Annotated in this window: 15 protein-coding genes and 1 pseudogene; 9 read left to right on the forward strand and 7 right to left on the reverse strand. The window is 65.9% G+C overall.

What is annotated here, in order from left to right; translation table 11 throughout:
- Nucleotides 1-264 precede the first annotated feature (264 nt).
- Nucleotides 265-557 (forward strand): annotated as a pseudogene (locus AC07YZ_RS22615) (transposase); the annotation flags it as partial.
- A gap of 62 nt (nt 558-619) precedes the next feature.
- On the opposite strand, the gene AC07YZ_RS22620 reads toward AC07YZ_RS22615, so the two are convergent.
- The 3 genes from AC07YZ_RS22620 to AC07YZ_RS22630 form a co-directional block, all read right to left on the reverse strand.
- A complete protein-coding gene (locus tag AC07YZ_RS22620; RefSeq protein WP_494796448.1) occupies nt 620-1117 on the reverse strand; it encodes a YybH family protein in 498 nt (165 codons plus the stop codon).
- A gap of 361 nt (nt 1118-1478) precedes the next feature.
- On the reverse strand, nt 1479-3563 hold the full coding sequence (locus AC07YZ_RS22625) for a 2Fe-2S iron-sulfur cluster-binding protein (protein WP_494796449.1): 2085 nt from the start codon (nt 3561-3563) through the stop codon (nt 1479-1481).
- A 58-nt stretch (nt 3564-3621) separates the two neighbouring features.
- Nucleotides 3622-4233, reverse strand: coding sequence for a glutathione S-transferase family protein (locus AC07YZ_RS22630; RefSeq protein ID WP_494796450.1), 612 nt, complete (start codon nt 4231-4233; stop codon nt 3622-3624).
- 175 nt (nt 4234-4408) lie between these two features.
- On the opposite strand from AC07YZ_RS22630, the gene AC07YZ_RS22635 reads away from it, so the two are divergent.
- Both AC07YZ_RS22635 and pyk read left to right on the forward strand, forming a co-directional pair.
- Entirely contained in the window at nt 4409-5308 is a 900-nt protein-coding gene (locus AC07YZ_RS22635; protein WP_494796451.1) for a LysR family transcriptional regulator, read from the forward strand.
- A gap of 686 nt (nt 5309-5994) precedes the next feature.
- Nucleotides 5995-7428: a pyruvate kinase gene (gene pyk / locus AC07YZ_RS22640; RefSeq protein ID WP_226490303.1), complete on the forward strand. Its 1434-nt coding sequence runs from the start codon at nt 5995-5997 to the stop codon at nt 7426-7428.
- A gap of 28 nt (nt 7429-7456) precedes the next feature.
- Here the strand turns inward: pyk and AC07YZ_RS22645 are convergent, their stop codons facing one another.
- A complete protein-coding gene (locus AC07YZ_RS22645; protein ID WP_494796452.1) occupies nt 7457-8224 on the reverse strand; it encodes a DUF481 domain-containing protein in 768 nt (255 codons plus the stop codon).
- 207 nt (nt 8225-8431) lie between these two features.
- Between AC07YZ_RS22645 and fba the strand changes: the two genes are divergently transcribed.
- Both fba and AC07YZ_RS22655 read left to right on the forward strand, forming a co-directional pair.
- Nucleotides 8432-9496, forward strand: coding sequence for a class II fructose-bisphosphate aldolase (fba, locus tag AC07YZ_RS22650; RefSeq protein ID WP_494796453.1), 1065 nt, complete (start codon nt 8432-8434; stop codon nt 9494-9496).
- Between the two features lie 215 nt (nt 9497-9711).
- Nucleotides 9712-10620: a phosphoribosylaminoimidazolesuccinocarboxamide synthase gene (locus AC07YZ_RS22655; protein ID WP_494796454.1), complete on the forward strand. Its 909-nt coding sequence runs from the start codon at nt 9712-9714 to the stop codon at nt 10618-10620.
- Between the two features lie 98 nt (nt 10621-10718).
- Here AC07YZ_RS22655 and AC07YZ_RS22660 read toward each other — a convergent pair whose 3' ends face one another.
- The 3 genes from AC07YZ_RS22660 to AC07YZ_RS22670 form a co-directional block, all read right to left on the reverse strand.
- On the reverse strand, nt 10719-11741 hold the full coding sequence (locus tag AC07YZ_RS22660) for a Gfo/Idh/MocA family protein (RefSeq protein WP_494796455.1): 1023 nt from the start codon (nt 11739-11741) through the stop codon (nt 10719-10721).
- 121 nt (nt 11742-11862) lie between these two features.
- On the reverse strand, nt 11863-12858 hold the full coding sequence (gene iolG / locus AC07YZ_RS22665) for an inositol 2-dehydrogenase (RefSeq protein WP_494796456.1): 996 nt from the start codon (nt 12856-12858) through the stop codon (nt 11863-11865).
- 37 nt (nt 12859-12895) lie between these two features.
- Nucleotides 12896-13762: a MurR/RpiR family transcriptional regulator gene (locus tag AC07YZ_RS22670; RefSeq protein ID WP_226490293.1), complete on the reverse strand. Its 867-nt coding sequence runs from the start codon at nt 13760-13762 to the stop codon at nt 12896-12898.
- A gap of 226 nt (nt 13763-13988) precedes the next feature.
- Between AC07YZ_RS22670 and AC07YZ_RS22675 the strand changes: the two genes are divergently transcribed.
- From AC07YZ_RS22675 to AC07YZ_RS22690, 4 genes are all read left to right on the forward strand, one after another.
- The gene (locus tag AC07YZ_RS22675) at nt 13989-15017 is read left to right on the forward strand and encodes a sugar ABC transporter substrate-binding protein (RefSeq protein ID WP_226490292.1); all 1029 of its coding nucleotides are present in this window, start codon (nt 13989-13991) and stop codon (nt 15015-15017) included.
- 75 nt (nt 15018-15092) lie between these two features.
- A complete protein-coding gene (locus AC07YZ_RS22680) occupies nt 15093-16238 on the forward strand; it encodes an ABC transporter permease (protein ID WP_226490291.1) in 1146 nt (381 codons plus the stop codon).
- A 160-nt stretch (nt 16239-16398) separates the two neighbouring features.
- On the forward strand, nt 16399-17184 hold the full coding sequence (locus AC07YZ_RS22685; protein ID WP_226490290.1) for an ATP-binding cassette domain-containing protein: 786 nt from the start codon (nt 16399-16401) through the stop codon (nt 17182-17184).
- Nucleotides 17184-19139, forward strand: coding sequence for a bifunctional 5-dehydro-2-deoxygluconokinase/5-dehydro-2-deoxyphosphogluconate aldolase (locus AC07YZ_RS22690; RefSeq protein WP_494796457.1), 1956 nt, complete (start codon nt 17184-17186; stop codon nt 19137-19139). Before AC07YZ_RS22685 ends, AC07YZ_RS22690 begins: the two co-directional genes overlap by 1 nt.
- Nucleotides 19140-19222: the final 83 nt, after the last annotated feature.

Here is a 19222-nt window from a genome sequence, read left to right on the forward strand (position 1 = left end):
GTGCACCTCCGTCGATGACGAAGCGCATGCAAACCATGGGCCAGAAACAGGCCTCAGCGGAGTTTTTCAACACAATTGGCTGACAGCGGCCGGCCATGTTTTGCAGACCAATGTCAGCTGTCGCCGGAACCTGACCTGCCCCCTGTAGACGTACTAATCTGAAGCTAGTGAAGTCCGTCACCCACCAGGAGAATGACGGACATGAAGAAGAGCTGATTCACCGAAGAACAAATCATCGGCTTCCTCAAGCAGGCCGAGGCCGGCATGCCGATCAAGGAGCTGTGCCGCAACGGCGGTTTCAGCGACGCGACGTTTTACAAGTGGCGCGCCAAGTTCGTCGGCATGCAGGTCTCTGAAGCCCAGCGCCTGCGCGAGCTCGAAGCCGAGAACGCCAAGCTCAAGCGGCTGCTGGCCGAGGCGCACCTGGACATGCATTCGCTCAAGAGCGTTCTGGGGGTGAAGCGCTATCCCCACAGGTCAGGCGCGAGGCGATCCGGCGCAGGGTGAGCGAGCACCATTTGTCCGAACGCCCGTGCCGTCTTGTAGGGCTCTCCCGCGATAGCTACCGCCATCCGCCGCAGGCCGATCAGGCCTGCCTGAACTTGCGGCGGGTGCAGGTTCAGACAGTACCGAACGGGTTGTCGATCATGAACCGCCAAATCCCATCCGCTTGCCGGCGGACAACATCGGAGGAAGTTCCCGACATCTTCACGGGCCTGCCGTCAGGCCCGTTTCCTTCGATGATCCAGTCGGAGATCAGGAGCGCAACGTCTCCGCTGACCAGGATCTGTTTGTCAGTCGCCTTGATTGGCAGCTTCAGCTGCATGAATTCGGACAAGGATGCACGAATGGCCTTGTGGCCTCGCACGCTGGTGCCGGGCTTGGACACGAAAACCGCGTCTGCAACGTAGACTTTCATGGCGCCGTCGAGGTCACCCGCGGTGATGGCGCTTGAAATGTACGGGGTCACGTCTTCCGGACGGCGGGGCAGGGGCGCATTGGTCGCGCCCTGTGCATGTACCTGTCCGAGGCCACCGATGCCGCTGGCGAACAACACGGCGGAGGCCGCCAGCATCTCACGTCGCGAAGAAGTGAAAGGAACTGAATTGACTGTCATGAAATTCTCCTAGATTAAAAAAGGACGCAGCGTCTTGTCTGAGCGCTAGCGCCCGCGGGTCTTACTGATCTCCAGCGGCAAACGTCGTCAGATTCGCGATCTGGTCAACGAAGCCATCCGGATGCCCATAGTGCTGGGCGTGAGGAATTGGCGCAGGTGGTCAAACGCCGCAACGCCACCGGAGGGATGTGCGACAAGGATGACCGGAGGGATGTGCGACAAGGATGAATGGTTTGAGACCCAGGGCCGACGCTACCGCCGCGGAGACGGCATGACGGGTTGGATAGCAGCTTGTGATGTCATAGCGAGTCCTTTCGATCGCTGTTGGAAATAGCCTATAAAGAAGCGCCGGGTCGGGTGGCTAAATTGCCAGCTGCAGAGCCTCATTCGACGCTTGCATGCCCTGCGCTGGCAACGCGCAGCAGATTAGTGCTTCGTCCGCTTCTACCTGGAACGAAGGTTGCATTGCATAGGTCACCGCGCCCTTGAGCACAAGCGTTCTGCAGGTGCCGCAGCTTCCGCCTCGACAGCCGAATGGCGGTGTGAGCCCCCGCGCCTCCGCCACGTCGAGAAGCGAGCCGCCCTCGGGACTCCAGCGCTCTTCAATGCCCGACTCAGTGAAGACCACTCGCACCGATTCCGTGGCCGCAGGTGCCAACACGGCCGCTTCGGCCGCACGGACGCCTGCATCGCTCGAACGCTTGAGCGAGGAAGGACCAAAGGTCTCAGCATGGATGCGGTCGTCGGCAACGTTGAGTTCGCTCAGCCCGTCGTAGGTGGCCTGCATAAACCCGGACGGGCCGCAGAGGTAGAAGTCATAGTCACCGAACGGCAGCGTGGCCTTCAGCAATTCGATGTCAATACGGCCCTCCTTGTCGTAGTCTCGGCCGAGCACCGCGGCGCCGGGCTGACTGAGCGTGCGCACCCACCGAATCTTCCCCTTGCCGGCTTCCACCAGTGAGGCGAGCTCAGCGTCGAACGGGCGCTCTTCGAGCGTGCGCGCCGACTGGAACAGCCAGGTCGGCCGCAAGACCCGCGTGCGCTCGCCCTCGTGCACGAGGTGCCGCAGCATTGCCAGGATGGGAGTGATGCCGATGCCCGCAGCAATCAGTACCAACGGCCGCCGTTGCGCAGCATCCACCGTGAAGCTGCCAGCCGGTGCCCGCGCCTCCAGCAGGTCGCCCACGTGAAGGCTGTGCAGGTGCCGCGAGGCCTTACCGTCCCTCTTCACGCTGATGCGGTACTCGCCGTCAGAGGGCGCCAGCGACAACGTGTAAGTGCGCAAGAGCGTTTCAGCGGTGTCCGGCAGCGTCATGCGAATCGGCAGGTGCTGGCCCGGCAGCGGAAGAACCGTCGCGACGCCGTCGTTGGGCGAAAGGTATAGCGAGCGAACGGAACTGCTTTCATGCTCCACGCGGGTCACCCGGAAAGGCCGCCATTGCTGGGCCAGCGCCTTCGCCGCAATGCGCCGGTCCGCGTCTTCCCAGCTGCCGGTCATTCGCAGGTTGGGCGACCAGCCGTCTGCCGTCATGCGCCAGCGCAACGGCAGGCCTTGGGGACGGTAGACCACGCGACGGGGAGTGAAGGTCCACAAGCGCTCGGCACCTTCGAAGGCTGCGATCTCCGGAGCGTCGAGGATCACCTTTGCTTCGCCCGTCATCTGCAGCACGTCGCCGGTATCCGAGTCAATGAACAGCAAGCCCGCATTCGGGTTCAGGAGGAAATTTCCCAACGTCATGAAGAACTGGTTGCCCGAGAAGTCAGGAATGGTCAGCACGCCGTCACTGCCGATGCGTACGAATCCCGGCTTACCGCCTCGGTGCGACACGTCAACCTGCCGCACGCCGTCTTGGCCGTCCACGTACGAAGCGACGTAGAAAGTGTCAGCCCGTTCGATAAGCTCGTGTGCCCGCGCATCGAGCGCGTCGAGGTGGACCGCCGGCTCGCTCGAAGGCAAGGCCGGGTCATGTACGAACGAAAATTCCCGGTTCTGGATGTAGCGCGGGCAGTTGCCAAAGCTCTGCACCACACCGATGTCCAGCGTGCCTTCGCCGGAGCGGCGCAGATTGCCGTTCATGCGGTTGCGCCGGCGTGTCATCAGGTCGATACCGAGCACGCCCACCGCGTCGCCATCCTCCATGCCGCTTTCGGCGGGATCGGCCGCATCGCGCGGGGCACGCACGACCAGCGTCACGGGGTCGGGCGACTGAAGGAACCCGGGCTCGCCAGCGCGCACTGTCGCCCACGCATCACCCTGCGCGTCGACCGCGCCGAGCACGATGAAGTGCAGCAGCGGATAGAAAGTGCGGTGCTGGTCGAGCAAGAAGTTCCGAACGTACAGGCGCCCTGGCTGGTCCATGGCCCGTACCGCGCCGACGCTGTCCTGGATGGCGAGTTCGCCGGCATGCCAGGGTGAATCAGCAGGGGCGTTGATTGGGGCTTTCATAGAACTCTCGCGTGCAAGGGTTGTTGGTCATCCGCGGTCACTCGGGGCTGTGGGTGCGTCAGGCAGCCAGGCCGACCGGCGTCTTGCCGAACTCGATGAAGCCGGGCAGTGCCTCAATCCGCGCGAGCCATGCGCGCACATTTGGATAGGACTGCAAGTCGACGTTGCCTTCGGGCGCACGAGCGATGTAGCTGTACAACGCCACGTCCGCCACGGTGGGCTTCGAGTCGGCAATGAAGCTATGGCCTGCGAGTTGCGCCTCGATCACTGCCAGGATCGCGTGCGCGCGTCCAATAACTTCCTCGGGCCTGAAGTCGGCGCCGAACACATTGATGAGTCGGGCTGCCGCTGGGCCATAGGCGATCTGCCCAGCTGCCACGCTGAGCCACTTTTGTACCGTGGCCAACGAAGCGGGGTCCTGCGGCAGCCATTCGTGCAGGTCGAGCTTCTTAGCGAGGTAAACAAGGATCGCGTTAGAGTCCGCCACCACCGTGCCATCGTCGTCGAGCACCGGGACCTGCCCGAGTGGATTCAGTGCGAGAAACTCCGGCTTCTTGTGCGCGCCGGTCGCGAGGTCAACCTCGACCAGCTCATGCTTCACGCCGACAAGGCTGAGGAAAAGGCGTGCGCGGTGCGAGTGGCCGGATAGGGGGTGGTGGTAGAGCTTCATGAATGATCCTTTTTTGATGTCCGAACAGGCGATTCCGTGTCCGTGACGCGAATGATCTTTTGTCGCCGCCGTCTTTAGAATCACTTCGGACTGCAATTCACTTTTCTCGAAATTTCAGTAAACACATCCGGGTTCTGGCGCCATTCCCGACCCGAAGTTCGTTGGACGTTCATCGATGGATCGAATACAGGCCATGGCGACATTCCTCGCGGTCGTAGAGACTGGTGGCTTTGCGTCTGCCGCACGCCGACTCAATGTGTCGCCCTCGGTCGTTACGCGCGCCGTCTGCGAGCTCGAGGAACATCTGGGTGTAAGACTGCTGACGCGTACGACCCGCTCCGTCAGGGTCACTGAGGCGGGAATGAGGTACGCAGAAAGCTGCCGGACAATCCTCGTGGACATTGAGGAGGCTGACAGCGCGGCCGCTGGTGCACACGCATTGCCGCGAGGCCAACTCACCGTTACGTCAACGGTGAACTTTGGGTGCATGTATGTCTCCCCGATTGCGCGCGACTACCTAACTCGATTTCCTGAGGTGGAAATCAACTGCTGGTTCGTGGACCGGATGGTCAACTTGGTGGACGAGGGAGTCGATGTCGCGATACGCATTGGCGAGTTACCAGACTCGTCTTTGCAAGCCATCAAAGTTGGCCAAGTACGCGAGGTCCTCTGTGCGTCGCCAACTTATCTGCGACAACGTGGAACGCCGAAACGCCCCGAAGACCTGTCGCAGCACGTCGTCATAGCCGCCACGGGAGTATCGCCAACGCCCGAGTGGAGGTTCCGAGACGGCAGCAAGTCTGCAACGATACGGCTGCAGCCGCGATTTACGACCTCGATGAATGAGGCTGCGGCCGAGTGCGCAGTCGCAGGTTTCGGCATTACGCGCCTGCCGCTCTATCAGATTGCACGGGGAGTGAAAGAAGGGTCTCTTGCACTGTTGCTCGAAGCCTTCGAACGCCCTGCGGTGCCAATCCACGTTGTGCACCGCGAAGGCCGGCACGGTACCCGCAAGGTGCGCGCCTTCATCGACATGGCGGTCGAGGCGCTACGGAACGACATAGACCTGCAGTAGCTCACAAGATGAAGCGAACCGTTGACTCGGATTTGCCCCCCAAAAAGGGACGGTCTGACGCAAATGCATCATCGGCATGTCCTTGTCCACTGACGGTGGATCGCGCTACGGTGTTTCAGCGGCGCAAGGGAGTTTGTGACAACCTGCAGGTCATGTTTATGCCTCAAACATAGAATTCCGGACAGGCCCCTCGATGCTCGAATCGACCGTGAGATATCTCGGCATCGAGGTCGATGAAGCTCTCGAAATTTCAGAGCAGACGGAGATTTGAGCGGGGTATGGGTGGCCGATTCCTCCCGCGCGCCAAGCGGCCACTCATTTCACGTGGAGCAGAGGTTCATGAGGCATCTTGAATGTCCGCTTCGGCCAACTGAGCGGACCTTGTATGGCGCCCTGCGAACTACTGCAACCGCTGCACACCGCTCGTAGACCTCAAGCCCCCGACCGGCTGCGGGGCGACAGCTCCATCCGGCTAGAGACGCCTTCGATGTGTGTCTGAAAGACGTTTCTCACATTGTAAGAATGCGGCGACTGACTTGATTGTCTGTACACAGCCATGCCGCCGGCCCGCAGTCTGAAACCCGGATGTAACTGGTTTCACCGATAATTGAAACCAAATTACAAGGCCACCGCCCGTTTCATCGGACGGTGGTCGTTTTTCCGTCCAAACCGCCCAGGAGACATGCATGCCCCAACGCGCCACCAAAATCGTCGCCACCCTCGGTCCCGCTTCGAGCGATCCGGCCCTGCTGGAGGCCATGATCCGCGCCGGGGTGAACGTGGTGCGGCTCAATTTCTCGCACGGCACCGCGCAGGACCACATCGACCGCGCCACCCTGGTGCGCGAGGCGGCCCAGCGCGCCGGGCGCGAGGTCGGCATCATGGCCGACCTGCAGGGCCCCAAGATCCGCGTGGGCAAGTTCGCCGCCGGCAAGGTGATGCTGGAGCCGGGGCAGCCCTTCGTGCTCGACGCTTCGCGCACCGAGCCGGGTGACATCGACGGCGTGGGCCTGGACTACAAGGAGCTGCCGCGCGACGTGAGGGCCGGCGACACCCTGCTGCTCAACGACGGGCTGATCGTGATGACGGTGAACAAGGTGGTCGGCCCGGCGGTGCACACCACCGTGAAGCTCGGCGGCGAGCTGTCCAACAACAAGGGCATCAACAAGCAGGGCGGCGGCCTGACCGCGCCGGCCCTGACCGCCAAGGACATGGAAGACATCAAGACCGCCATGGGCCTGAAGGCCGACTACGTGGCGGTGAGTTTCCCCAAGAACGCGACCGACATGGAGCTGGCGCGCCAGCTCTGCAACGTGGCCGGCGAGGCCGCGGGCCACAAGCCGGCGCTCATCGCCAAGATCGAGCGCGCCGAGGCCATTCCCGAGCTGGCAAACATCCTCAAGGTGTCCGACGGCATCATGGTCGCGCGCGGCGATCTGGCGGTGGAGGTGGGCAACGCGTCCGTGCCCGGCCTGCAGAAGCACATGATCCGACTGGCGCGCGAGATGGACAAGGTGGTGATCACCGCCACGCAGATGATGGAGTCGATGATCGTCAACCCGGTGCCCACGCGCGCCGAGGTGAGCGACGTGGCCAACGCCGTGCTCGACGGCACCGATGCCGTGATGCTCAGCGCCGAGACCGCGGCCGGCAAGTACCCGTTGGAGACCGTGCGCGAGATGGCCAACATCTGCCAGGAGGCCGAGAAGGCCGAGTACGCCGAGCTCAGCGCCGACTTCAAGGGCAAGACCTTCAAGCGCATCGACCAGTCCATCGCCATGGGCGCGCTCTTCACCGCCCACCACCTGGGCGCCAAGGCCATCGTGGCGCTGACCGAGTCGGGTTCGACCGCGTTGTGGATGAGCCGGCACAACGTGCGCATGCCGATCTACGCCGTCACCTCCAGCCTCACGGCACAGCGCAAGATGACGCTCTACCGCAACGTGCGCCCGCTGCTGATGGACACCAGCGCCGACCGCGACACCGCCCTGGCCGACGCCGAGGCGCACCTGAAAAACAAGGGCATCGTGCAAAGCGGCGATGTGTACGCCATCACCGTGGGCGAGCCCATGGGCCAGCCCGGCGGCACCAACACCCTGAAGATCTGTCGCGCGGTGTAAGGCGCCCCCCGCGCAGGGGGTGACTCTTCTAATCCAGCCGGAACGACACCCCGGTCACGAACATCGCGTCGCCCTTCTTGATGTCGGGGCCGGGCTTGCTGTCGTGGCGGTAGCTCAACCCCGCCGTGATGTTCATCGCTTCGGTCATCGCCACGGTCAGGCCGGTGTCGAGCACGGCGCGGTACCGGCCCGATTCGCGCAGGTCCGGGTACAGGCTGAACTTCTGGCGCAGGCTGGTGGTGTCGGTCAGCCGGTGGCTGGACTCTTCCGCCAACACCAGCTCCAGCCGGCCGTAGGTGCCGCGCGGGGTGCCTCTGATGTCGGTGGGGGTGACGTAGCGGTCGTGCGAATAGCCCAGACCGACGGACACGTCGAAGTAGCCACGGTCTTCGCGCCAGACGTGGCGCCCCAGGCCGCTGGCCAGCGAATACCGGGCCGCGATGTTGGCCAGCTTGTCGCGCAGTGTCTCGCCCGAACCGAAGCCGAACCAGTCGGGCGACAGATCGCGGTCGTACTGGGTGCGCAGACCGTAGCGCTCGGTGGTCGCCACACCCGCGTTCTGCGCCCGGTCGGCCTTGGCGCTCCAGGTCCATTTGTCGTCGGGGGACTGCTGGGCGCCCTCGGCCGCCAGGTTCATCGAGCCGGCCTTGTTGTTGCCGGACGAGACGTTGGCGCCGGCCGTCAGCAGGTAGCGCCACTGCCCATCGGGGATGAGCGTGACCTGGGCGTGCGAGAGCGTTGGCGCGAGGAGCGCTGCGGCAGACGTCAGCGCCGCGATCAGGGTGCGACATGGCATGGATGCTTCCTTCCTCTTCCAGTTTGTATTCCGAACAGGAAGGGGTCATGGTTCCGGGGCCGCAGTTCCCCAGAGTTTTGTGACGAATGGTGTCTGCGCGGTGCGCGTGCATACCGTTACGCCCGGAGCGTTCATGGCCGACCGCACGGGCGGTAAAATTCCCCCGAGTTACAGACCGGTTACCAACTTTGCCTTAGGGGATTTTTCATGGCTCTCGTTTCCATGCGCGAACTGCTCGACCACGCCGCCGCCAACGGCTACGGCATTCCGGCGTTCAACGTCAACAACCTCGAACAGGTTCAGGCCGTCATGGCCGCGGCCGACGAGGTCGGCGCGCCCGTCATCCTGCAAGCCTCGGCCGGCGCCCGCAAATACGCGGGTGAAGCCTTCATCAAACACCTGATCCAGGCCGCTGCCGAGATGTATCCGCACATCCCGATGGTGATGCACCAGGACCACGGCACCAGCGTCAAGGTCTGCGAAGGCGCCATCGGCCTGGGCTTCGGCTCGGTGATGATGGACGGCTCGCTGATGGAAGACGGCAAGACGCCCGCCAGCTTCGACTACAACGTCGACGTGACGCGCAAGGTCGTCGAGATGGCGCACAAGAGCGGCGTCACGGTGGAAGGCGAACTCGGCTGCCTGGGCAACCTGGAAACCGGTGACGCCGGCGAGGAAGACGGCATCGGCGCCGAAGGCAAGCTGGACCATTCCCAGATGCTGACCGACCCGGAAGAAGCCGCCACCTTTGTCAAGGCCACCCAGCTCGACGCCCTGGCCATCGCCATCGGCACCAGCCACGGCGCCTACAAGTTCAGCCGCCCGCCCACCGGCGACATCCTGGCCATCAGCCGCGTGAAAGAGATTCACGCCCGAATCCCCAACACCCACCTGGTGATGCACGGCTCGTCGAGCGTGCCGCCGGAGCTGCGCGCCATCATCAACCAGTACGGCGGTGCGATGAAGGAAACCTATGGCGTGCCGGTCAAGGAGATCCAGGAAGCCATCAAGCACGGCGTGCGCAAGATCAACATCGACACCGACATCCGCATGGCCATGACCGGCGCGGTGCGCAAGTTCCTGGCCGAAAACCCCGAGAAGTTCGACGCCCGCGAATGGCTCAAGCCCGCCCGCGAAGCCGCCAAGGCCGTGTGCAAGGCGCGCTACCTGGAATTCGGCTGCGAAGGCCAGGGCAGCAAAATCAAGGGCGACACGCTTAGCGTGATGGCCGCGAAGTACGCCCAGGGTGAGCTGGCGCAGAAAGTGGTTTGAGCCCCCACGCCCCACCGCTGCGCGGGTCGCTGCCCCTGGACCGGGGCGGGACCCGGTCCATGCCGGCTCCGGGGGCTGATCCGGCTTGGGGCGGCCCGGCGCCGGATCGTCTGACCCCACGACCGACCTGCGATAATCGCCCGGAATGGTTCGGAGCCCGTTGACTGTTCGGTCACCGGGCTTTTTTCTTGGCTGTCACTCTTCTGCGCCCGATCATGACTTCCGCCCTCCACACCTCCGCCCTGAACTCCCTGCCCCTGCTCGCGCGCGGCAAGGTGCGCGACAACTACGCCGTGGGCGACGACCGCATCCTCATGGTGGCGTCCGACCGCATCAGCGCCTTCGACGTGATCATGGGCGAGCCGATCCCCGGCAAGGGCCGGCTGCTCACCAAACTCTCGCTGTTCTGGTTTGACCAGCTCGGCCCCAAGGGCCTGAACATCTGCCCGATCCACCTCACCGGTGAGGCGCCCGAGAGCGTGGTGTCGCCCGCCGAGGTGCCGCAGGTCGAAGGCCGCTCCATGCTGGTGCAGCGCCTCAAGCCGATCCCGGTCGAGGCCGTGGTGCGCGGCTACCTGGCCGGCAGCGGCTGGAAGGAATACCAGGAAAGCCGCTCGGTCTGTGGCGTGCCGTTGCCCGAGGGGCTGTTGAACGCTTCCAAGCTGCCCGAGCCGATCTACACGCCGGCGGCCAAGGCGGCGATGGGCGAGCACGACGAGAACATCACCTTCGAGCAGACCGTGGCCATGATCGGCCCCGAGCTGGCCGCGCAGATCCGCGACGTGTCGATCGCGCTGTACAAGGCCGCGGCCGAGATCGCGCTCAAGAAGGGCATCATCATCGCGGACACCAAGTTCGAGTTCGGTCTGGACAAGGCCGGCAAGCTGGTGCTGATGGACGAGGTGCTCACACCCGACAGCTCGCGCTACTGGCCGCTGGAGAGCTATGTGGTGGGCCAGAACCCGCCCAGCTACGACAAGCAGTTCCTGCGCGACTGGCTGGAGACCGCCCAGGTCGGCGGCAAGCCCTGGGACAAGACGCCGCCCTCGCCGCGCCTGCCCAAGGAGGTGATCGAGAAAACCTCGGCCAAGTACCAGGAAGCGCTGACGCGGCTGATGGGCTGAGGGACTGACCCCCACGCTCCGCCGCTGCGCGGGTCGCTGCCCCCCCCCCGAGGGGGCTGATCCGGCTTGGGGCGGCCCGGCGCCGGATCGCCCTGGCATCAGAGCGTCACCGGCATCCCGCTGCGCAGCGACTGCGTGAGGGCCTGGCCGATGCGGGTGGCTTCGGTGGCGTCGTTCAATGTGAGCGGGTTCGGGCGCTCGCCCCGGCAGGCCGCCACGAAGGCTTCCATCTCCAGCCGGAAGGCGTCGCCGAAGCGCGCGAAGAAGTCGGGCAGGGCGCGGTGGCCCACGCCGCAGGCGTCGCGGTACTGCACGCGGCTCAGGTGCGCGCCCATGCCCACCTGCAGCGTGCCGGTGGTGCCGATCACCTCGGTGGTGGTTTCGTGGCCGTGCGGCATGGTGCGGCTGGCGTAGAACACGGCTCGCGCGCCACCTTCGAACTCCACGATGCCCAGGCCGTTGTCCACGTCGCCGTGCTCGGCCAGCGCGGGGTGCAGGGCGATGCTGCCGCTGGCGAAGGCGCGGGTGGCCCTGGGGTTGCCGAGCATCCAGCGCGCCAGGTCGATGTCGTGCACGCTGCAGTCCATGAAGATGCCGCCCGACGAGCCGGCAAAGCGCACGAAGAAGCCCGATTCGTCGTTCTGGTCGCAGGTCTGCGAGCGCACCAGGAAGGGCCTGCCCAGGTCGCCGCTGTCGATGGCGGCCTTGGCTTCGGCGTAGCTCGGGTCGAAACGGCGCACGAAGCCCACCATGGCGACCAGCTGTGGAAAGTCCCGCGCCACGGCTTCGACGGCCTCGCAGGTGGCCACGTCCAGCGACAGCGGTTTCTCGACGAAGACGTGTTTGCCCGCGCGCAGGCAGGCGGTGGTCTGGTCGGCGTGCAGCGTGGTCGGCGTCACGAGCACGATGGCGTGAATGTCGGCATCGGCCAGCATCGCGTCGAGCGTGCCGTGGCAGCGGCCCACGCCCAGCTCGTTGCGCGCCCAGTCGAGTTCGGCGGCCACCGGGCTGCAGGCCGCCACCAGGCGCGCGCCCGGGGTGTGGCGGGCGAGTTGTTCGGCGTGGCGTTTGCCCAGACGGCCGAGGCCGGCGATGCCGACGTTGAGTGTTGGAATGCTCATGACAGTCCTTGAGAGTGAAGGGCTTGCGTCTCTGCTCCAGCGCACGCCGTGGAACCGGCTTTGCCAGGCCACTGGCGTGGTCCCCCCCTCCGGGGGAAGCCGCGAAGCGGCGCAAGGGGGGTTACATCGTCACGGGCTGGCCCGTGGTGGCGCTCTGCGTCGCGGCATCGGCCAGCTTCTGCGCCAGCACGCCGTCCTGCACGGTGGTCTTGAACGGCTGGCCGCTTTGCAGGCAGGCGAAGAAGTGTTCGATCTCCAGCCGGTAGGCGGCGGCGTAGCGCTGCAGGAAGAAGGCCTCGGGCTTGTCGGCCTGGATGCCGCCCGCGCCCCAGTGCCTCACCTCGGTGGGTGTGTGGTTGCCACACTGCAGCAGACCGGCCGAGCCCAGCACCTCGAAGCGCTGGTCGTAGCCGTAGGCGGCGCGGCGCGTGGTGTTGATCTGGCACAGCCGGCCTTTGCGGGTGCGGATGGTGACGGCGGTGCAGTCGAAGTCGCCCGCGGCGCCCACGGCCGGATCGGTCAGCACCGAGCCGGTGGCGCTGAGCCAGGCGGCCTCGTCGCCGTCGGCGCACAGGATCCAGCGGAACACGTCGAAGTCGTGGATCAGCATGTCGCGGAAGATGCCGCCCGACTGCTTGATGTACTCCACCGGCGGCGCGCCGGGGTCGCGGCTGGTGATCACCAGCATCTCGGGCGTGCCGATCTCGCCCGCGTCCATGCGGCGCCGGGCTTCGTTGAAGGTGGGGTCGAAGCGGCGCTGGAACCCGATCATGCAGCCCACGCCGGCAGCGGCTACGGCCTGGGCCACGGCCTCGGCGCGCGACACGGAAAGGTCCACCGGCTTCTCGCAGAAGATGTGTTTGCCGGCCGCGGCGGCGCGCGCGATCAGGTCGCTGTGGGTGGTGGTGGGTGAGCAGATGGCCACCGCGTCGACGGACGGGTCGGCGAACACCGTGTCGATGTTGGCGACCTGGGCGCCCAGGGTCTGGGCCAGGTCGGCGGCGGCAGACGGCACGGCGTCGCAGACGTACTTGAGCTGCACGCCCGGCTGGGCGGCGAGGTTGGTGGCGTGGATGCGGCCAATGCGGCCGGCGCCAAAAACAGCAACGTTCTTCATATGGGGAGGGTTGGTTGGGGGGGTGGAGGAAAACGGATCAACGCGACGCGGCACCGCTGGGCTTGTATTCGAGTTCGAGCCGGTAGGCCAGGGCGATGAACAGGCACTGCGCCAGGGCCATGGTGCTGGAGAGCGCGCGAAAGCCGAACACCGCGCTTTCCTGCACCACCAGCGCCACGTCGGCCATCTGGGCCAGCGCGCCGACGCGGCTGTCGGTGATGGCGATCACCGGCACGCCGGCGTTGGCCGCCTGCCGCACCACGCCCATGGTTTCTTCGGCGTAGGGGGCGAAGCTCACCGCGACCATCACATCGCCCTGGCGCAGGCCGCGCAGCTGGCCGCTGTGCATGGCGCCGGTGAAGTCCACCAACTGCACGGGCTTGTCGGTGTGCTGCAGGGCGTAGGCCAGGTAGGTGGCCACCGGGAAGGCGCGGCGCGCGCCCGCCACCCAGAGCGAGGGCGCGTGGGCCAGCAGGTCCACCGCGCGGTCAATGGGCAGGTCGGGCAATTGGCGGCGCAGCTCTTCGAGACCGGCCACGGCCCCGCCCACGAACTCCTGGGCGATGCCGGTGCTGTCCAGTGGGTGGTCGCTGCGCGCCACGGCTTCGCGGATGCGGTTCTGGTAGCTGCGGCTGGGGGCGATCTGGGTGGAGAGGCCGGCGCGAAACAGGGCCTGCATCTCCGAGAAGCCCGAGAAACCGAAATGTTTGGCAAAACGCACCACGGCCGAGGGCTGCACGCCGCAGTGGTCGGCGATGTCCTGGATGCGTTCCAGCCCCACGTGGTCGCGGTGTTGCTCGATGTAGGCGCCGATGAGCTTGAGCTGGCGGCTGAGCTGCCCGTGCTCGCGCACCAGGCGTTGCAGGAACTCGTCCACCGGGGTAAGCGGCTTGGCTGGGGTCATGGTGTGGGGTGGCGTGAAAGGCAGGATGAAGGGCACCGCTGCGGTGGAACGAACTGTAGCCGAGAAATGGAAAAATAGAAAAAATCTTTCATTAGGGAAAACATCTAGAACAAATATTCCTTTTCGGTTTTAACATCCGCCCGTGCCACCGTTTGGCTGGGTCTTGCCCGCCCCTGACGGCACGCTGGCTTTCGCTTCCCCAACCCGACAACCGACTGGAGACAACATGAACGCTTCATCCCTGCGCCCCGTGCTCAAGACCCTGGCCTTGGCTGCCCTGCTGGCCGCCGGCGCCGCCCACGCCGAGGGCCGCTACATCCTCATCAGCCACGCCCCGGATTCGGACTCGTGGTGGAATACCATCAAGAACTCCGTCAAGCAGGCGGGCGAGGACTACGGTGTGACGGTCGAGTACCGCAACCCGGCCAACGGTGACCTGGCCGACATGGCCCGCCTGATCGAGCAGGCCGCGGCGCAGAACGTGGACGGTGTGATCACCACCATCGCCGACTTCAACGTGCTGCAGGGCGCGCTCAAGAAGGTCACCGACAAGAAAATTCCGCTGATCACCATCAACTCCGGTACCACGGCCCAGAGCGAAAAACTCGGCGCCATCATGCACGTGGGCCAGCCCGAGTACGAAGCCGGCAAGGGCGCGGGCGAGCGCGCCAAGGCCGCGGGCGTGAAGAGCTTTCTGTGCGTGAACCACTACGCCACCAACCCGGCCTCGTTCGACCGCTGCCGCGGTTTTGCCGAAGCCATCGGCGCCGACTTCAAGAAGAGCACCATCGACTCCGGCGACGACCCGACCACCGTCGAGTCCAAGGTCAGCGCCTACCTGCGCCAGAACGGCGGCACCCAGGCCGTGCTGGCCCTGGGCCCGACCTCGGCCCACCCCACGCTCAAGGCGCTGGAAAAGAGCGGCCAGGCCGGCAAGATGTGGTTCGCCACCTTTGACCTGTCCGACGAGATCGGCAAGGGCATCAAGAGCGGCACGATCCAGTTCGGCATCGACCAGCAGCCCTACCTGCAGGGCTACATCCCGGTGGCGGTGATGGCCTCCATGAAGGCCATGAAGACGAGCGACATCAAGAAGGTGTCCGAATCCATCCAGGCCAACGCCAAGACCCAGGCCCGCTTCAAGGAGTACGGCCTGGCACCGGCCTTCGGCGCGCGCCACATCGGCTCCGGCCCGGGCTTCGTGACCAAGGACACCCTGCCCAAGGTGGAGAAGTACGCCGGTCAGTACCGCTGATCTTGCAGGTGGGCTGGCGTCACCTTCTGTGGTGCCGGCCCGCTGTCTGGTGACATGCATCCGAGGAAATCTGAAATGGCAAGTGCAAACCTGAGCGGCACGCCCGCCCATCTGCCGGGCGACGAGCGCATGCGCGAAGTCGGCCTGGTCCGCAAGCTGCTCGCGCGTCCCGAGTTCGGTGCCATGGCGGGCACCCTGCTCGTGGTGGCGATCTTCGTGATGGCCGCGGGCGATTCGGGCATGTTCAATGCCGAGGGCTCCGTCAACTGGGGCACCGTGGCGGCGTTCCTGGGCATCATCGCCGTGGGCGCGGCCCTGCTGATGATCGCGGGCGAGTTCGACCTGTCGGTCGGCTCCATGATCGGCTTCGCCGGCATGATGGTGGCGATCCCGATTCTGGAGTGGGGCTGGGCACCGAGCCTGGCCGTGCTGTTCGCCTTTGCCTGCGCCATGGCGCTGGGCTGGCTCAACGGCTGGCTGGTGATCAAGACGGGGCTGCCCAGCTTCATCGTCACGCTGGCGTTCTTTTTCATCCTGCGCGGCCTGTCGCTCGCCGTGGCGGTGCTGCTGACCGGCAAGACCATCCTCTCCAGCAGTGGCGACGTGGTGCTGCACGAGGCCATGATGGCCGACCCCATCGTCAACGCCCTGTTCCATGGCCATGTGCTCACCGGCCTGTTCGATGCGCTGTCCGCAGCGGGCTGGATGGCGGCGCGCGACGACGGCACCGCGCTGGCGATTGGCGTGCCCAAGGTGGTGGTGTGGTGGCTGCTGCTCACGGCGGTGGGCGCCTTCGTGCTGGCCCGTACCCGCGCGGGCAACTGGATCCTGTCGGTGGGTGGCGACGCCAACGCCGCCAAGAACGTGGGCATCCCGGTGGCCAGGGTCAAGATCGGCTTGTTCATGTTCACCGCCTTCTGCGCCACGCTGTTCGCGGTGCTGCAGGTGGCCGACGCCGGCTCGGCGGCCGCCGACCGGGGCCTGCAGAAAGAGTTTGAAGCCATCATCGCGGCCGTCATCGGTGGCTGCCTGCTCACCGGCGGCTACGGCTCGGTGATCGGCGCGGCGTTCGGCGCGCTGATCTTCGGCATGGTGCAGATCGGCATTGGCTACACCAGCATCGACAACAACTGGTACCGCGTGTTCCTGGGCGTGATGCTGCTGATCGCCGTGCTGTTCAACAACTACATCCGGCGTCGCTATGCGATGGGCAGAACGTGAACACCCCCTGCGCTGAGCCGGACGTGCCCCCCCGCGCCGCCTTCGGCGTCACCCCCCCAGGGGGGCGCCACTGGCAGCCCGGCGAAGCCGGTTCTGCGGTGGCCTTGGGTGGGCGTTGCTTCGTGGCACCCCGTTTACCGATTTTCTGAAGGAACATCTTGTGAGTGACTACATCCTTCAACTCGAAGACATCTCCAAGTTCTTCGGCCCCGTCATCGCGCTCAACGGCGTGACGCTGCGGCTGAAAAAGGGCGAGGTGCACTGCCTGCTGGGCGACAACGGCGCGGGCAAGTCCACGCTGATCAAGACGCTGGCCGGTGTGCACCTGCCCGACAAGGGCCAGTACCTGGTCGACGGCCAGGAGGTGCGCCTGCGCTCGCCGCGCGACGCGCTGGACGCGGGCGTTGCCACTGTGTACCAGGACCTGGCGCTGGTGCCGCTGATGAGCGTGGCGCGCAACTTCTTCATGGGCCGCGAGCCGGTGCGCAAGCTCTTCGGCGTGCTGCCGGTGATGGACCATTCCACGGCCGAGCGCATCTCGGTGGAGAAGCTCAGCGAGATGGGCATCCGCGTGCGCGACGCGGGGCAGATGGTGGGCACCATGTCGGGCGGTGAAAAGCAGTGCCTGGCCATCGCACGCGCCATCCACTTCGGCGCCCGCGTGCTGATCCTGGACGAACCCACCGCAGCGCTCGGCGTGAAGCAGAGCGCCAACGTGCTCAAGCTCATCGTCAAGGCGCGGGCACGCGGCATCTCGGTCATCTTCATCACCCACAACGCCAACCACGCCTACCCGGTGGGCGACAGTTTCACCCTGCTCAACCGGGGCAAGTCCATGGGCACCTACGCCAAGGCCGACATCACCAAGGAAGCGCTGCTGGACATGATGGCCGGCGGCGCCGAGATGGCGACGCTGATGGAAGACCTGGAAGGAGTGACCATCTGATGCCCAAGCTCTCATTCCCGCAGGGGCGCACGCACGACCTGGCCTGCCTGGGCCGCCTAGCGGTGGACCTCTACGCACAACAGTTCGGCAGCCGCTTGGAAGATGCGCGCAGCATGGCCAAGTACCTGGGTGGCAGCTCGGCCAACCTGGCCTTTGGCGTGGCCCGCCTGGGGCTGCGCAGCGCCATGATCTCGCGCGTGGGCAACGAGCAGATGGGCCGCTTCCTCACCGAAACGCTGCGGCAGGAAGGCTGCGACGTGAGCCAGGTGCAGGTGGACCCCGAGCGCCTGACCGCCCTGGTGCTGCTGGGCATCAAGGACCGCGACACCTTCCCGCTGCTGTTCGTGCGCGAGAACTGCGCCGACATGGCCATCGACGCGGCGGCCATCAGCGAAGACTTTGTTGCCCAGTGCCGCGCGCTGGCCATCACCGGCACGCACCTGTCCACCGAGGGCACGCGCGCCGCCGCCCACAAGGCGTTGCAGGCCGCGCGCCGCCACGGCACCGTGACCGTGCTCGACATCGACTACCGCCCCGTGCTGTGGGGGCTCACCTCGCGCGGCGCGGGCGAGAACCGCTACGTGGCCGACGCCGGCGTGACGCGCCAGCTGCAGGCCTCGCTGCCCTTGTTCGACCTGCTGGTGGGCACCGAAGAAGAGTTCTTCATAGCCGGAGGCATGGCGGGCGACCTGATTGGCAGCCTGCGCGCCGTGCGCGCGCTGTGCCCGCAGGCCACGCTGGTGGTCAAACGCGGTGCCCTGGGTTGCTGCGTGGTCGAGGGCGCCGTGCCCGACGACATCGACGCTGCGCCCACCTACCGGGGCGAGCGCGTGGAGGTGCTCAACGTGCTGGGCGCGGGCGACGCGTTTCTGTCGGGCCTGATGGCCAGCCTGCTGCAGGGCAAGGACTGGGCCGAGTCCACCCGCGTGGCCAACGCCTGCGGCGCCATCGTGGTCTCGCGCCACGCCTGCTCCGCCGCCATGCCCACCCCGGCCGAGCTGGCGCACTGGTTCGGCGGCAGCCGCAACCCGAAGGTGGACGCCGACGAGCAGCTGGCCCACTTGCACCGCGTGACCGCCGCCCGCCCCAGCTGGAGCGAGCTGTGCGTGGTGGCCTTCGACCACCGCAGCCAGTTCTACGACATCGCGCGCGCCGCCGGCGCGGCCGAATCGCGCATTCCCGCGTTGAAGAAGCTGCTGGTGCAGGCGGCCGAACAGGTCGAGCGCAGCCGTCAGCTGCAGGGCCACGTCGGCGTGCTGATCGACGGCGGCGACTACGGGCGCGACGCCCTGGCCAGCGCCACCGGGCGCGGCTGGTGGGTGGGCCGTCCGGTCGAGCTGCCCGGCTCGCGCCCGCTGCGCTTCGACGGCACGCGCTCGGTGGGCAGCGCGCTGATGCACTGGCCGACCGAGCAGGTCGTCAAGTGCCTGGTGCACTACCACCCGGACGATCACTTCGAACTGCGCCTGCAGCAGGAACAGACCGTGCTGGAACTGTGGGAAGCCACGCGCGAGAGCGGCAACGAGCTGCTGCTGGAGATCATTCCCCCGAAGGCGCTGACGCCCGAGGGCACGGCCGACGCCGCCGTGCTGCGCGCCGTCAAACGCTTCTACAACCTGGGCGTGAAGCCCGAGTGGTGGAAGCTCGCGCCCATGCAGGCGCAGGGCTGGCGCGAGCTGGAGGCCCTCATCAGCGAGCGCGACCGCCATTGCCGCGGCGCCGTCATCCTGGGCCTGAACCAGCCGCTGGCGTTTCTGGCCGCCAGTTTTGCCAACGCCACCAACCCCATCGTCAAGGGTTTCATGGTTGGTCGTACCCTGTGGGCCGATGCGTCCCTGAAATGGTTCAGGGGCGAGATCGACGACGCGGCCTTGGTGGACGAAGTCGCCCGCAACTTCGCGGTGCTGGTGGATGCGTGGAGAAGCCGTCACGCAGCCGTTCGCGCTGTGGCCTGAACATGGAACACCCCCGCGCCGCCTTCGGCGTCACCCCCTCCAGGGGGCGATGCGAGTGGCCCGGCAAAGCCGGTTCCACCGCA

The sequence above is a fragment of the Hydrogenophaga sp. GW101-3F08 genome, from assembly GCF_059424585.1.

Bases quoted from the DNA above. Each gene is read 5' to 3' on its own strand.
- AC07YZ_RS22620 (WP_494796448.1), bottom strand. From the start codon at position 1,117: ATGACAGTCAATTCAGTTCCTTTCACTTCTTCGCGACGTGAGATGCTG.
- AC07YZ_RS22625 (WP_494796449.1), bottom strand. From the start codon at position 3,563: ATGAAAGCCCCAATCAACGCCCCTGCTGATTCACCCTGGCATGCCGGC.
- AC07YZ_RS22630 (WP_494796450.1), bottom strand. From the start codon at position 4,233: ATGAAGCTCTACCACCACCCCCTATCCGGCCACTCGCACCGCGCACGC.
- AC07YZ_RS22635 (WP_494796451.1), top strand. From the start codon at position 4,409: ATGGATCGAATACAGGCCATGGCGACATTCCTCGCGGTCGTAGAGACT.
- pyk (WP_226490303.1), top strand. From the start codon at position 5,995: ATGCCCCAACGCGCCACCAAAATCGTCGCCACCCTCGGTCCCGCTTCG.
- AC07YZ_RS22645 (WP_494796452.1), bottom strand. From the start codon at position 8,224: ATGCCATGTCGCACCCTGATCGCGGCGCTGACGTCTGCCGCAGCGCTC.
- fba (WP_494796453.1), top strand. From the start codon at position 8,432: ATGGCTCTCGTTTCCATGCGCGAACTGCTCGACCACGCCGCCGCCAAC.
- AC07YZ_RS22655 (WP_494796454.1), top strand. From the start codon at position 9,712: ATGACTTCCGCCCTCCACACCTCCGCCCTGAACTCCCTGCCCCTGCTC.
- AC07YZ_RS22660 (WP_494796455.1), bottom strand. From the start codon at position 11,741: ATGAGCATTCCAACACTCAACGTCGGCATCGCCGGCCTCGGCCGTCTG.
- iolG (WP_494796456.1), bottom strand. From the start codon at position 12,858: ATGAAGAACGTTGCTGTTTTTGGCGCCGGCCGCATTGGCCGCATCCAC.
- AC07YZ_RS22670 (WP_226490293.1), bottom strand. From the start codon at position 13,762: ATGACCCCAGCCAAGCCGCTTACCCCGGTGGACGAGTTCCTGCAACGC.
- AC07YZ_RS22675 (WP_226490292.1), top strand. From the start codon at position 13,989: ATGAACGCTTCATCCCTGCGCCCCGTGCTCAAGACCCTGGCCTTGGCT.
- AC07YZ_RS22680 (WP_226490291.1), top strand. From the start codon at position 15,093: ATGGCAAGTGCAAACCTGAGCGGCACGCCCGCCCATCTGCCGGGCGAC.
- AC07YZ_RS22690 (WP_494796457.1), top strand. From the start codon at position 17,184: ATGCCCAAGCTCTCATTCCCGCAGGGGCGCACGCACGACCTGGCCTGC.